The sequence below is a fragment of the Streptomyces sp. DSM 106670 genome, assembly GCF_055792845.1.
In genome coordinates, this window is the sequence record NZ_CM147704.1 from 4,249,765 (window position 1) to 4,263,978 (window position 14,214).

The 14,214-nt window shown below is 69.5% G+C and carries 9 protein-coding genes; 5 read left to right on the plus strand and 4 right to left on the minus strand.

The window, feature by feature from the left end:
• Window positions 1–64 precede the first annotated feature (64 nt).
• Entirely contained in the window at window positions 65–709 is a 645-nt protein-coding gene (locus ACSMXR_RS18835; protein WP_473169470.1) for an HhH-GPD-type base excision DNA repair protein, read from the minus strand.
• Between the two features lie 306 nt (window positions 710–1,015).
• On the opposite strand from ACSMXR_RS18835, the gene ACSMXR_RS18840 reads away from it, so the two are divergent.
• Window positions 1,016–1,891, plus strand: coding sequence for an eCIS core domain-containing protein (locus ACSMXR_RS18840; RefSeq protein ID WP_473169471.1), 876 nt, complete (start codon window positions 1,016–1,018; stop codon window positions 1,889–1,891).
• Window positions 1,892–1,983: 92 nt separating this feature from the next.
• Here ACSMXR_RS18840 and ACSMXR_RS18845 read toward each other — a convergent pair whose 3' ends face one another.
• Window positions 1,984–3,324: a COG1470 family protein gene (locus ACSMXR_RS18845; protein ID WP_473169472.1), complete on the minus strand. Its 1,341-nt coding sequence runs from the start codon at window positions 3,322–3,324 to the stop codon at window positions 1,984–1,986.
• A 213-nt stretch (window positions 3,325–3,537) separates the two neighbouring features.
• Between ACSMXR_RS18845 and ACSMXR_RS18850 the strand changes: the two genes are divergently transcribed.
• The 4 genes from ACSMXR_RS18850 to ACSMXR_RS18865 all read left to right on the plus strand — a co-directional run bounded on the left by ACSMXR_RS18850 (window position 3,538) and on the right by ACSMXR_RS18865 (window position 9,576).
• A complete protein-coding gene (locus tag ACSMXR_RS18850) occupies window positions 3,538–4,164 on the plus strand; it encodes a helix-turn-helix transcriptional regulator (protein ID WP_381791579.1) in 627 nt (208 codons plus the stop codon).
• Between the two features lie 306 nt (window positions 4,165–4,470).
• Complete coding sequence (locus tag ACSMXR_RS18855) at window positions 4,471–6,474, plus strand: HYR domain-containing protein (RefSeq protein WP_473172400.1); 2,004 nt, start codon at window positions 4,471–4,473, stop codon at window positions 6,472–6,474.
• Between the two features lie 118 nt (window positions 6,475–6,592).
• On the plus strand, window positions 6,593–7,372 hold the full coding sequence (locus tag ACSMXR_RS18860) for a Pvc16 family protein (RefSeq protein ID WP_473169473.1): 780 nt from the start codon (window positions 6,593–6,595) through the stop codon (window positions 7,370–7,372).
• Window positions 7,369–9,576: an AAA family ATPase gene (locus ACSMXR_RS18865; RefSeq protein ID WP_473169474.1), complete on the plus strand. Its 2,208-nt coding sequence runs from the start codon at window positions 7,369–7,371 to the stop codon at window positions 9,574–9,576. Before ACSMXR_RS18860 ends, ACSMXR_RS18865 begins: the two co-directional genes overlap by 4 nt.
• A 147-nt stretch (window positions 9,577–9,723) precedes the next feature.
• Here ACSMXR_RS18865 and ACSMXR_RS18870 read toward each other — a convergent pair whose 3' ends face one another.
• Both ACSMXR_RS18870 and ACSMXR_RS18875 read right to left on the minus strand, forming a co-directional pair.
• Window positions 9,724–10,374, minus strand: coding sequence for a hypothetical protein (locus ACSMXR_RS18870; RefSeq protein WP_381846887.1), 651 nt, complete (start codon window positions 10,372–10,374; stop codon window positions 9,724–9,726).
• 57 nt (window positions 10,375–10,431) lie between these two features.
• Window positions 10,432–14,118: a phage tail protein gene (locus ACSMXR_RS18875; RefSeq protein ID WP_473169475.1), complete on the minus strand. Its 3,687-nt coding sequence runs from the start codon at window positions 14,116–14,118 to the stop codon at window positions 10,432–10,434.
• Between the last annotated feature and the right edge of the window lie 96 nt (window positions 14,119–14,214).

Genomic DNA, 14,214 nt, shown 5'->3' on the forward strand with positions numbered 1-14,214 from the left:
AACCGGTGTGGCTGGTTCTGATCGGTCGAACGGGGGCGTCGGCCTGTTCCTGCGCATGTACGCGTCACTTCTTCCGCGCGGTTCCGGGCTTCTTCGCCGTTTTGGCCGACTTCGCCTTCTTGGCTGCCGCCTTGGCCTCCTGCTTGTACGCGCGCACCTCGACGAGCGACTCCGGGCCCGTGATGTCGGCGACCGACCGATGCGATCCGGCCTCCCCGTACGGGCCCGCCGCCTCCCGCCATCCCGTCGGCCGTACGCCGAGCTGTTTGCCGAGCAGCGCCAGGAAGATCCTGGCCTTCTGCTCGCCGAAGCCGGGCAGTGCCTTGAGCCGTTCCAGCAGCTCGTCGCCGGTCGTGGCGGTCCGCCACACCGCGCTCGCGTCGCCGTCGTACTCCGCCACCAGGTACTGGCACAGCTGCTGCACCCGCTGGGCCATGGAGCCGGGGTAGCGGTGCAGGGCCGGTTTGGCGGTGAACAGTTCGGTGAAGGCGTCCGGGTCGTAGGCAGCGATCCGGCCCGCGTCCAGGTCGTCGGTGCCCATCCGTTCCGCGAGGGTGTACGGGCCGGTGAACGCCCACTCCATCGGCACCTGTTGGTCCAGCAGCATGCCGACCAGAGCGGCCAGCGGGCTGCGGCCGAGGAGCTCGTCGGCCTCCGGATTCTGGGCGATCCGCAGGGTGATGTCCTTGCCGCTGTCGCTCGGGGTCATGCTGCCGATCATCGCGAGCCCGGCGGACGACGGCGACCGGGGCTGGGCCGATGGCCTCTTCCCTGTCGGCCGAAGGGAGTAAGGAGGAGCGGGGCGCCGTGGTGTGCGCGCCCGTCCGTGCCGTCGCGCTGCCCGATGAGGCAGTTCCGGATGCCCCTGCCCGGCCGGGGCGCGGGCTGGACGGTCCGGGGGCCGCGCCGTAATCGTGGAATGCCGAGGACAGTGAGATCAGAGATCAGAGATCAGAGATCAGAGGCCGGAGGTCAGCGGTCAGCGGTAGCGGTAGCGGTCAGGGGAGACGTGAGCATGGACGCGCACGACATCGAGCAGGAGCAGCACGAACACCACGACCATCACGGACATGATGCGCGGGAGCAGGCCCACCAGCGCGATGAGCAGCATGGGGAAGCCGCTGACCGGACGCCCGGCGAGCAGGCCCACCACGTCTTCCGGGCGGCCGCCGCGGGCCGGGCCGATGTGGTCGGGGCGGCCGGGATGGGGCTGATCCAGCGGACGGCCGGCAACGGCGCCCTCGGGGCGATGGTCCAGCGCGCCCGGGCAGGGGCCGCGGAGCCCGCCGCCGCCGAGCAGGCGGAAGAGGCCGAGGCGCAGCGGTCGCCGGTGCACGGCGTGATCTCCTCCGGCGGCTCGCCCCTGGACACCGACACCCGTACGGACATGGAGAGCCGGATGGGCGCGGACTTCTCCGACGTACGCGTCCACCACGACTCCGCCGCGCACGAGTCGGCGAAGGGCGTCGGCGCGCACGCGTACACCGTCGGCAACAACGTGGTGTTCCAGCGCGACGCCTACGACCCCGGATCGCCGCAGGGCCGCACCACGCTGGCCCATGAGCTGACCCATGTGATCCAGCAGCGCAACGGTCCGGTGGAGGGCACCGAGGCCCCGGGCGGCATCCGGGTCAGCGACCCCTCGGACCGCTTCGAGCGCGAAGCCGTCGCGAACGCCGACCGGGTGCTGGCCGATCCCGCGCCGGAGACCGTTGCCCCGGCCGCCGCCTCCACGGCTGCGTCCGCGCCCGCCACCGCCTCCGCGCCCGCCGTGCAGCGGGAGGCCACGGAGGACGAGGACGAGCAACCCGCCGACGTACAGGGGTCGTTCGTGCAGCGGGCGGCGGAGAAGAAGCCGGAGGAGGAAGAAGAGGAGACGCCTCCGGCCTGACACACCCCCGGGCCTGACGCCTTCGGCCTGGTACCCCCGGTCCGGCCCGGTCCCGGTCCCGGTCCCGGCCCCGGTCCGGCACCCCCGGTGTGTCAGCCCGCCGTGTCCGGGCGCATAGTCCCGCCCAGGAACATCGAGGTCGAGCACCGTGCGGGGGCCGGGGCGCCCACCGGCTTGCCGACCCGTCGGCAGTCGATCGTTATCGTGACCTTGCCGCCCGCGGGCACCAGGATCGGGGTCACGAAGTGGTAGTCGGAGTCGCGGAAGTTCTCCAGCCCGAGGCTCAGGACCCGGGTGTCCTCGCCGGCCGTGACGGTGACCGTGCCCGCGTCGCCCTGCGGGTTCTGCACCACGATGTCGGTGAGCTGGAAGGTGTGGCCGGCCGGTACCTCCAGGGCCGTCCCGGTGTTCGGGCCGCCCCCCACCGCGTCCTGCACCCGGGCCTGCGCGCTGGTCGGAGCACCCGCCGCCGCGTCGCCGCCGGTGCCGCCCGGGGCGGACGCACCCGGTGACGGGGTGGGCCCGGCCGAGCCGCCGCCCGTGCCCGCGCCGGAGGAGTCGCCGCCCCCGGAACCGGCACCGCCCTGTTCGCCCTCCTCCGGGGCCTTGCTCTTGTCGGCCGCGGCGGCTGACCGCACGGCCTCGGGAGTGACCGCCTCCCGGGCCGCGGACTTCACCGCCGGGCGCAGCAGCGCGTACCAGAGGCCCACCAGGACCAGGATCAGCAGAGCCGCGGTGAGCAGCGCCCGGGGCAGCCAGCGCGGCAGGATGGGTTCCTGCTGGTAGGAGCCGTCCACCAGCACCGGGGGCGGTGGTTCCGCGCCCTCCGGCGATTGCGGGGCGGCGAACACCTGGAAGGCGTGCGTCACCGGCGTACCGCGCCACATCCGCTTCGCCGGGCGGACCCGCAGCTTCGCGAACTCCGCGTGCCCCGGCTCGATCCGGAGCTCGGACGCGGCGAACACCACCCGCGCCTGTTCCGTACCGGGCTGGGCTCCCAGCCGTACGGTCACCGGGGTGTTGCCCCGGTTGTCGACGGCGAACTGGTGCCGCCCGCTCCGCGAGCCGTTCGAGCTGCGCGGGACCAGCTCGGCGGTCGTCTCGGTGAACGGCAGGACCGTCACCCGGCCCTCGGGCACCACCGTGTCGCCCTGGTCGCCGGTCGGCTTCACCCGGATCCCGAACGTCGTCTCGCCCGCGGGGACCGTCGCGTCGCGCGGCGGGCGCAGGACCAGCGAGACGGTCCCGGAGTCGCCGGGGTACAGCGAGAGGACCGCGGGCTCCACCGCCGACCAGGCGGCACACGCGCCGACCACCTCGAAGCGGTATTCCTCGACGGTCCGGCCGGAGTTGAGAATCTGCAGGGGAAGGGTCGTCTCCTCGCCCGGTGCGACGGTGACGGACGACGCGTCGAGGCTTGCCGTAAGACTCATACGCCGGACCGTAGAACCGGGCCGGGGGGCGGGCACCGGTCACGGAGGAACACTTTCGGGCAGATCTGATGCCCGCAGCAACCTTTCAGTTTCCTCGCGAGTAAGAACGGGAATCTTCAGACCGCCTCACAACGGATGGGGCGGACGAATACAGCTGTGGAGCTTGTGCATGCTGTGTGACGCTTCCGGCTGGTGCCCAGGGGGAGCATTCGCATGGAGCGCGTCACTGTCGTTTTACGTGCGCAGGACCCGATTTCCCAGGCCGGAGTGGCCAGTCAGCTACGAGCCCGTCCCGAGGTCACGGTCGTCGACCGGGACGACGGCGAGGCCGCGCCGCAGGTCGTGGTCATGGTGGTGGACGCGGTGGACGACGAGGTCCTGCGCGTTCTGCGCAACATCCAGCGCACCAGCACCTGCCGCACGGTGCTGGTGACCACGGACATCGACGAACAGAAGCTGGTGAGCGCCGCGGAATGCGGGGTCGCGGGGGTCGTGCGGCGCTCGGATTCGACGCCGGACCATCTGGTGCAGGTCATCGGCACGGTGGCGCGCGGCGAGGGGCACCTCCCCTCCGACCTGCTCGGACGCCTCCTCGAAGAGGTCGGCAGGCTCCAGGGGCAGGTGCTCGGTCCGCGCGGTCTGCACTTCACCGGCCTGGCCGCGCGCGAGGTGGACGTGCTGCGGCTGGTCGCCGAGGGGTACGACACCGCGGACATCGCGACGAAGCTGGCGTACTCCGAGCGCACGATCAAGAACGTGCTGCACTCGGTGATGACCCGTCTGCAGCTGCGCAACCGCTCGCACGCGGTGGCGTACGCGATGCGGCAGGGCCTTATCTGACGGCCCGTTCGGCTGCCGCTCTGATGACCCTGATGGTCCTGCTGGCCCTGCTGGCCCTGCTGACCGGCTGAATGGCGGCGGCTTAGCGAACGGCGTTGCACCATCGGGCAGTTCGGCCTTCCCGTGGAAGTGGCTCGCCTCTCTCTGTACGGGGGCGGGCGGCGCGCGACGGTGGTTCCCGGGTACCGGGCAGGACGCGGGGAGGGGAACGCTGTGCGGTGGTTTCAGCCAGGGGCCGGGCCGGGAGTGCGGGCGGGCAGGAGCACCGGGGCGCGTCGCCGGTCGGCCGCGTGCGTCCTTCTGCTGCTGGCCGCCGGGCTCGCCCCCGCGTCGGGCGTGAGCGGTGTGGCGTCCGCCGTGCCCGCGGCGGTGCCGGAGCCGTGGGTCACCCCGGCGACGCTGGAGGAGACGCTGGACCCGGGCGGTTCGACGGGCGTGGACAAGCAGGTGCGGACCCCGGCGATCCCGCCCCGGCCGGATGTGGTGCTGCTGGTGGACGGTACGGCGAGCATGGCCGACCCGATCGCCAGCGTCCGGGAGAACCTGCCCGCCATCACCGGCAAGATCCTGGACGAGCAGCCCGACTCCCGGTTCGCGGTCGCCACGTTCGGCGATCAGGAGGGCGATGTCGACGCGGGATTCCAGGTCTTCACGGAGCTGACGGACGACCTGGTGAAGGTCCAGGAGGGCGTCGACCAGCTGAAGACCGACCTCGGTGGCGCCAGCCGGGGCCCTTCGGAGGACTGGATCAACGGGCTGTGGCAGATCGCCGACGGCGCGGGCGGCAAGACGGTGTTCCGCGAGGGCGCGAGCCCGGTCGTGGTGCTCGTCGGGGACGCCTCCAGCCACTCGCCCAGCAACGGCCACACCATCGACGACACGATCTTCGCCCTCCAGGACAAGGGCGTCCGGGTCATCGGCGTCGATGTGGAGAGCACGATCGGCGACGGCCTCAACGGCAACGGCGACGCCGGAAACCCGGACTACGTCGAGGATCCGCCCACCACGCCGGGCCAGGCCACCCGCATCATCGAGGCCACCGGCGGCCGGCTGCTCGAAGGGATCGACGGGGACCGGGTCGCCGAGGCGATCGTCGACGGCTTCGACAACCTCCCCACCTCCGTCGGCCACCGCCTGGAGGCCTGCGACCCGCATCTGACGGTCGCCCTCGACCCGCCCACCCGGCAGCTCACCAGCGGTGAGACGGCGCACTTCGCCGAGACGGTCGACGTCTCGGAGGACGCCCCGCAGGGCACGACGCTGACCTGCACGGTGCAGTTCCTGCTCGGTACGCAGGCGCCCGGGACGGACACGATCGGGCCCGCCGCCGCGGCCGACCCCGACTTCCAGCAGCAGATCAGCATCACCGTGAACGACATCGACGTCCCGGTCGTCACCGTGGACGACCGTACGGCCAGGGCGCCCGACGACGACGGCGCACGGATCTCGTACACGGCCACGGCGACGGACCCGCAGGACGGGGAGCTGCCGGTGACCTGCGCCCCGCCGTCCGGATCGCTCTTCCCGGTCGGCACGACGACGGTCACCTGCACGGCCACGGACTCGGCGGGCAACACGGGGGCGGACACGGCACGGTTCGAGGTCCTGGAACCCGTCGTCCCGCCGGACCCGCCCACTCCGCCGCCGCCCCCGCCTCCGGCCTCGGATCTCGCGGTACGGGCCGATGTCAGCCCGGACCGTACGTACGTGGGCCGGCCGGCGCTCGCCCGGTTCACGATCACCAACGCGGGCCCGGACACGGCGACCGGAGTCGTCCTCGGGGCGAGCTGGCCGAGGACGGCCGAGGCGAAGGACCGCAGCCTGCCCGGTCTGAGCCGGTGCACGGCGGCCCGGCCCTGCACGATCCCCGCCGGGGGCCGGGTCGAGGTGACGCAGACGGCGACCTACCGGACCGCGGTCACCGGTGACGTACGGGCCACGGTGCGCGGCACCCTGCCCGACCGGCGCGCGACGAACAACCAGGACATGGACCGGCTGAGGGTCCTCAAGCCCTCGCTCACGGTCACCCCGCAGGTGGCGAAGCCGGGGCAGCCGGTACTGGCCCGGGGCAAGGACTATCCGCCGGGCGAGACCGTACGTTTCACGTGGAACATCGGCATCACCGCGGACCGGTCCGGTGTACGGGTCGGCCGGGACGGCACCTTCGAGGTGCAGGTGCTGGTCCTGCGGAAGGACACGCTGGGCCCGCGCGTCCTGCGGGCGGAGGCCCGCGATCTGCCGCGCCTGCGGAAGCCGGTGCTGGTCGTGCAACGCAACCTGCAGCCGCCGGACTTCGCGGGCCGGTCGTGAGTACTCCGTTCCTGCGGCTCGGTCGGCCGCTCGCGAGTGCTTCGTTCCCTCGGCTTCGTCGGCCGCTCATGAGCCTGCTCCTCATGAGCCTGCTCTTCGCGTCGGAGGCGGTCACCGGATGATCCATGAAGTGGACGACGTCCTGCGGGCCCTCATCCGGGCCGAGGTGCTGGAGGGCCGCCAGATCGCGGTGGTCTTCGACGCCCCGACCCGGGAGTGGGCGGCCAAGGTCAACGCCCCGATGGTCAACCTCTACCTCTACGACATCCGCGAGGACATGCGGCGGCGGGAGCGCGGCCTGCACAACGAGTACGACGAGCGCGGGGCGATCGTCGCGCGCCGCCGCCCGCCTCGCTTCTTCAAGCTGTCATACCTGATCACGGCGTGGACGAAGCGCCCGGAGGACGAACACCGCCTGCTCTCCTCGCTCCTGGCGTGCCTGCTGCGGTACGAGGCGCTGCCGCCGGAGCGGCTGGCGGGCTCGCTGGCCGAGGTCGGGGCCGCCGTCCCGATGTCGATCGCGCTGCCGCCGCCGGAGGACCGGTCGTTCGCCGATGTGTGGAGCGCGCTCGGCGGCGAACTGAAGCCCTCGCTGGACCTGGTGATCAGCGTTCCGGTGACCGCCTCGCCGGTCTACGAGGCGGGCCCGCCGGTGGGCGACGAGGGGTTGCGGGCGGAGTTCGGGGACATGCCGGAGCCGGGGCCCGGGGAGGGGGCGGGCGCGGATACGGGCGCGACGGAGGCGCAGCCGGGCCGGCCTGGTCTGCCGGTGTACGGGTCGCGTCCTGGCCGCCCGGTACGGGAACCGGCGGCGCGGGGCGGTGAGCGCGGCGGGCGGGCGGTGTCGTTGCGCATCACGGAGCGGCGGGGGACACCGCCTGAGGAAGGGGACGCATGACGGCGCGGGACGCCGTCTGCCCGGACCTCCGCCATCTGCTCGCGCGGGCGGCGGCCGTGGAGCGGCGCATCCGGCACGCGGTGGAGCTGCGGCGGAGCTCGGACCCGGACCCGGACGACGACTTCCGGGGCCTGTATCTGACGGACGAGAGCATTGCGCGGCTGCTGGACGATGAGGGGGCGCGGGGGTTTCCGGCGGTGGACGGTTCCTCGGCCGGAGACGCGGTGGAGGGGCCCCTGGCCGAGGGCGCGCCCGACGGGCTCCCCGTCGAGGATGAGGATTCTCGACTGGCGGCCCTGGCGCGGGAGTTCGGCCTCACCGCGCTCGACACGGAGATCCTGCTCATCGCGCTCGTACCGGATCTGGACGACCGCTTCGAGGCGTTCTACGGCTATCTGAACGACGACGTGTCCCGGCGCCGCCCGTCCATCGGGCTGGCCCTGGGCCTGTGCGGTACGGCCCTCTCCGATCCGGCGGCCCGTGCCCGGCTGGCGGCGGGGGCGCCGCTGCGGGCGGGCGGCCTGCTGCTGGCGGAGGACCTGAACCGCCCGTTCCTGAGCCGTGCGCTGCGGGTGCCGGACCGGGTGGCCGCGCATCTGCTGGGCGACGACACCCCGGACCCGCGGTTGGCGGACCTGCTGGCCCCGTGGCAGGCGGTGCCCGGGGTGGGCGATCCGGCCCCGCTCGCCGGGGTCCTGGCCGAGGGCGTTGCGCTGGCCTACCTGAGCGAGGACCAGGGCGGTGCGGGTACGGCGCTGGCGGCGTCGGCGCTGACGATGGCGGGCCGGCGGGTGCTGGGCCTGGACCTGGCCCGGCTGGCGGAGGACCCGTCGCCCGCCGAGGCGGTACGGGCGCTGGTGCGGGAGGCGCGCCTGACCGGGGCGGGCCTGGTGTGCGCGCCGCTGGACGCGGTGGCCCGGGAGCGCCCGGGCCTGCTCAGGCTCCTCACGGCGACCCCGGTCCCGACGGTGTTGGTGGGCCGGGCGCCCTGGGACGCGTCGTGGTCGGCCGCCCCGCCACTGCTGCTGCACGCGCCCCGGGTGGAGCCGTCGGCGCGGGGGGCGCTGTGGCGTGAGGCGTACGAGCAGGTGGCCGGGGCCGGGGCCGGGTTCACGTCCGGGGCCGGGGCCGAGCACACGTCTGGGCACACGCCCGGGGCCGGGGCTGAGGCCGGAGCTGGGCACACGCCCGTGGCCTCCACCCCGCTGCTCCCGCCCGCCATCGCTCCGGACCACCTGCTGGCTCCCTTCCTCCTCACCCCGGAACAGATCACCGGAGCCGCCCGCTCCGCCGCCCAGGCGGCCCGACTGGCGGGCGGCGAACTCACCGCGGACCACGTACGCCGTGGGGCCCGCGCCCAGAACGCGGCGGGCCTGGACCGCCTGGCCCGCCGCATCGAACCCACGGTGACCTGGGCCGACCTGGTCCTCCCGCCGGACACCCACACCCAGCTCCGCGAACTCACGGCCCGCGCGCGGCACCGGGACCGGGTGCTGGGGGAATGGGGCATGCGGCCGGGCGGGGGCAGGGGCAGGGGAGTCTCGGCCCTGTTCGCGGGCGACTCAGGCACGGGCAAGACCATGTCGGCGGAGGTGATCGCGGCGGACCTGGGGCTGGACCTGTACACGGTCGATCTGGCGACGGTGATCGACAAGTACGTGGGCGAGACGGAGAAGAACCTGGAGCGGATCTTCACGGAGGCGGCCGGGGTGAACGGGGTGCTGCTCTTCGACGAGGCGGACGCGATCTTCGGGAAGCGCTCGGACGTGAAGGACGCGCACGACCGTTACGCCAACGTGGAGAGCGCGTACCTCCTCCAGCGCATGGAGTCCTTCGACGGCCTGGCTATTCTCGCCACCAACCTCCGCGCCAACCTGGACGACGCCTTCACCCGCCGCCTGGACCTGGTCATCGACTTCCCGGTCCCGGACCCCGAACAACGCCTCCTCCTCTGGGACCGCTGCCTGGGCCCGACCCTCCCGCGCGGCACGGACCTGGACCTGCCGTTCTGCGCCGAGAACTTCGAGCTGGCGGGCGGCAACATCCGCTCGATCGCGGTGACTTCGGCGTACCTGGCGGCGGAGGCGGGGGGCGCGGTGACGATGGAGACGGTGATCCACGCGATCCAGCGGGAGTACCAGAAACTGGGCCGACTGACGCTGGCTTCGGAGTTCGGGCCGTATTTGGATTGGGTGCAGAGCTGAGACCCGCGTCGGCATAAGTCCTGGACTTCACGCGGTGGAGCGAATCTCCGCTTCGATCTTCGTCCATGAGCGTTTTTTCGAGTTGCCCTCCTGGGGGCAGCGATAGCGAATATTCCGCAACCAGCAGGTTGTTCAAGAATCCTTTTATTAGGCGAGCCTGTCATGCAGGCGCGCCCTCAGATCGCTGTAGTCATTGTTCGGGAAAACGTCACTTAGGAATTCGATTGCCCTTCTCAATCCGGAGGTGATTTCATTAGAATGGTAATAATCGGCTGGGGTGTCGGTGAACAAGTATTGCCAGTAGTAGGCACCGCGAGTCAAGAGGAGGTTATTCAGATACTCCTGGTAGTCGATTTCCATCCTGGTGCTTCCATGGTTCATGTGGAAGTACCATATTTCTGGTTCATCGGTACCATCCCTCAGTCTGAGGGCGGCAAAGGTTCCGACGCCTCCGCGAGGCTGGCTGTCGAAGATGCGGAAATCGGAGTAGAGTGCTGCTTCTTTCTCCGAACTCCGGGAAGAGGCTAGGTCTGCGGGGCGTCCCCCGATAATTGCGTTGAGGAGATGCACTAGGTAGAACTCGCCGCCAACGGCGCTATTCTCGCTGGCGCCTCGCCAGTGAATTCCCAACCTGCTGAATCGGTGAAAAGATGCCTTGAATTTCGGATCAAGCGACACCCCATGCGACTCCTTCAGGAGAGCGAGAGCTTCATCGGGAGTTCCTAAGTATTCGGCTAGCGGCCCCTTCTCGTAGCCCAGTATGTTAATGTTCTCGCAGTTCTTCAGTTCCTCGAACATGCTGATCAGCTTCGTTTCGTTTTCCAATCTCACTGTTCGCCTCGGCTTTCGGTCGAGTCAGTCCCAGCGGATGAGCCCTTGGGTTTCCAAGGTGGTGAACTTGCTCGCAAAGTCAGGCCACCTGAGCGTCAGGTCTGTGATATCGGCGTAGGGCTGACCTGCCTTGATAGCTTTTCCGATACGCTTACTTGCGGCGTCATCCGGTAGTCCGAGCCGCTTCCTGACAGCTGTGGCGCCCTCTATGTTTATTCGCAGACGATCCTCGGTCGGCGGGTCCTGCTTGTCGGAAAAGTTTCCACTCGCGGCCTTCTCCTTCCATTGCCCTTGGGTTCTTTCGTATCCTCCCCACTCGACACCGATGGTATCGGGGAATGAGTCGTCCGGGAACTGACCGGTCGGGCTTGCGTGAAAGGTCAACTTGTCGATTCGATACCAGATCATCTTTTCTTCGGATTTTAATGCACGTTTTGCTGGGTTTTCTGAGGCGTAAAGAAATAGCGGGTTGTTCGTGAAGCCTCGCGCCGGGACCAGATTGGAGTCGGTTGCGTGCCCTCCCAGGAAGTCGGGTAGTAAATGCATTTTTACCCAGGCGGTTTTATTGCTACCCTTGTTGAGTCCTTTCGAATCGATGTGATCCCAGCCCGGTAGATTCCCGTCGTGGTCGCCGGAGGGGGTGCCTTTAAGGCCATGGTTGATGTAGTGTGCAGTGAATTTGGTGGCGCGAACATCATTGATGAATGGCGGGAGTACGGGGGCCGGTAGTGGTGCTTCCGATCCAGGTGCATGGTGAGACAAGGATTCTGCGAGGCTGTCCAGCAGGTTGACCAGGAGTGAAAGTTGTCGTTGGCGGTCGCTGCCGGAAGCTGCGCTCAGCGATGTCTGAGATTTCTTGACCTCGGCATGTTTTGCGGCTGCATCGCCGTGTGCCTTTTTCTGCTTGTCGCGCTGGGCAGGATCCACTTCGTCACCTATGTCTGTACTCCACCGTTCAAGAAATTTATGTACGGGCATAGGGGAGCTGCGGATCATAAGTGTTGACTGTGGACGGTCGCTGGCGAAGGAAAGTAGGTGGCCTTCTCCCTCGTCCGTGGTGAATGTCTTTTTTGGGAGGGTGATTGATTCCTGGTTTTTCCCTCTCTCTGCCTCTTTGCGTTTACCTTTATTCCTTCTTTTGAGCTTGCTCCAGAGGGCCCTGCCCTTCTTCGCTATGAAGTCGACGATCTTGTCGATGGCGCGGGTGACGGGTCGTGATACCGACTGGAAGACCGACTTGACCTTGTTGGCCAGGCCGCCGATGCCCAGGAGGGCGGCCAGGAAGCCGATCAGGAGGGGGACGCTCGTGGCGAGGGCGGCTTCGATGAGTTTGGGGACGCCGGCCTGGCCGCCGTTGGCTATGGCGATGACCGCGTCCAGGACCGCGTTGACGAAGTCCACGATCTGGGCGCCCTGCGTCACGATGAACGTGACGATGTCGATGATTCCCTTGACCGCGCGGACGAAGGCCGAGGCGGGGTTGAGCAGGGAGATGATCCAGGTGATGCCCGCGATGAGGACCGTCGGGATCAGGTAGGTCGTCAGCTTGCCGAGGATCGTGGCTTTGAGGTCGCCCGCTTCTGCCTGGATTTCCTTGACGGCGCCGGCCGGTCCTTCGGCGGCGAGGTTCTTCGCTACCGGGACCGAGGTCTCCACCGCCGACATCGCTTCGTCGGGTACGCCTTTGCGGGTGACGCGGGTGCGGATGTTGTCCCAAGTGAGGCCGAGCATCGAGCCGATGAGCTGGATGATGCCCTTGAGGTCGAAACGGGCTGGCAGGTCCAGGCCCGCCTTCACCGCTGTGCCCAGCAGCCAGGAGACGACGCCGGTCTTCAGGTGGTCGGCGATGTTCGTGATGAACAGGTTCAGGCCCGCGCCGACCGCCTTCACCAGGTTGCCCAGGAAGCCGATCGGGTCCTTGATGATCTTCATGATCGCGGAGGCGGCCTTGGCGAGGATGCCGAGAAGCAGGTTCTTCAGCTCGTTGATCGTCTTGATGGCCCCGACGATCGCGTCCTTCGCCTTGTCGATCAGGCCCCGGTTGGCCTCCTGGAGCTTCTTGATCTCCTCGTCGATCTTGTTGAGCGCCGCTGTGTACTTCTGGGCCAGGTCCTGGACCAGCTGTTCCGACTTCTCGTTGACCGTCGCTTCCAGGTCGTCGAATTTGCCTGCGAAGTCCTTCGCCGCGTCCTGGCCGAACTGGCGCAGGTCGGCGGGGAGTTTGTCTACCTCCGCCTTCAACTCCGTGCGGCCCTTGGCTATCCGGGCCTTCGCCTTGCCCAGCTCGGCGCCGATGATGTCGGCCACCGAGGAGATGACCGTCTGCATCTTCGAGACGTAGAGCTTGCGGGACTCCTGGTAGAGGTCGTCCGCCTCCTTCGGTAGGCCGGCGAACTTGTCCTTGACCCAGCGGCCCTTGCCCATGAGGCCCGAGTACCGCTTGTCCTTGTACTTCTTCATCCGGCTCTTGTGGTCCGCCGTGAACGCGTCCCGCGCCGACTTCTCGCCCGCCGTGAACGCCGAGTCCACCTTCTTGTCCAGGCCGGACAGGGTGTCCTCGACGTCCTTCTTCGTGCCGTCGTAGACCTTCTGGAGCTTCGCCGTGACCTCGGCGCGCTTCTTCTCGTCCTTCGACTTCGTGTCGTTCTTGCCGCCGTCGACCTGCTTGCCGGCGGTGGCGCGGGTCGCGGTGAGGGCCGACATCGCCTGGGCGCCGGAGGCCGCCGCGTTCTGCTTGGCGGTGGAGAGCTGCTGGTCCTCCGCCGCCTTCCCCTTCGCGGGGGCCTTTGCCGCGTCCGCCTCGGAGGTCTTCTTCGCCGACAGCGCCTCGTTGAACTCCGGCTCGTTGCCCTTGGCCAGCTGCTCCTCGGTGACCTCGGCGTCCGCCATCGCCTTGTCGTTCTCGGCCGGCCCCTCGGAGAAGTCCGTCACCGCCGCGGGCTGCTTCTCCGGGACCGCGTCCGTGGCGGACGGTGCGCCCGGGTTGCCCGGAGCCTGGTCGGGGGTGAGCGGGGTGACGTCCTTGTCCTTGGCGGCCGAGGTGTCTGGCGGGGCCTTCGTCGCCGTGTCGATGTCCTTGGCGGAGGACTCCTTGCCGTCGGTGACCTTGCCGTCTACCTCCGCCTTGACCTGGTCCGCCTTGCCGGACTTGGAGAACTTGTCCGCCTCGTCGAGGTTCTTGGGCGCCTGTGCGTCGATCGCCTTGTTGACCGCGTCGATGAACGCCTTCTTGTTGAACTCCCCGGGCTTCGCCGCGTTCATCTTCTCGGCGTTCGCCGCCTTGCCCTGGGCCTCCTTGTCGTCCGGCGGGGCCACGGCCGCGTCCTGCGACGCCTTCGACTCCGCCGCCGCCGGGGCGTGCGCCGCGAGCCGGGTCTTCTTCGCCGCCACATCCGTCTTCACGTTGCGGAAGCGCGGCGACTGGGCCGGGGACGGCTTGACCGGTGCGGTGTACCGCTGGGCCACCAGCCGCGACACCGCACCGTTCCCGGCCAGCCGCTGCAGCCGCTGGATGGAGCGGCGGTCGGGGACCCGGGATGCCGGGGAGGTGGCCGTCTGCTCCGTTCGTGCGGCGTCCGAGCTCGAGCCATCGCGTTCCGCGACGGGTACGGCGTCGCGTTCCGGGACGGCTACGGCGTCGAGGTCCGGGGCGCGTACCGCCTCGTGGCGGGGCTGGGGCGTGGCGGAAGGCTTCTCCGGAACCGCCTTCATCCGCCCTCCCCGCCCCTCCCCGCTTCTCCGCTCCCGCCGGCCGGAGGCCGCACAGATCGCGGGCCCGCCCGGATGTGGTGCATGCGTGGTGGCTGC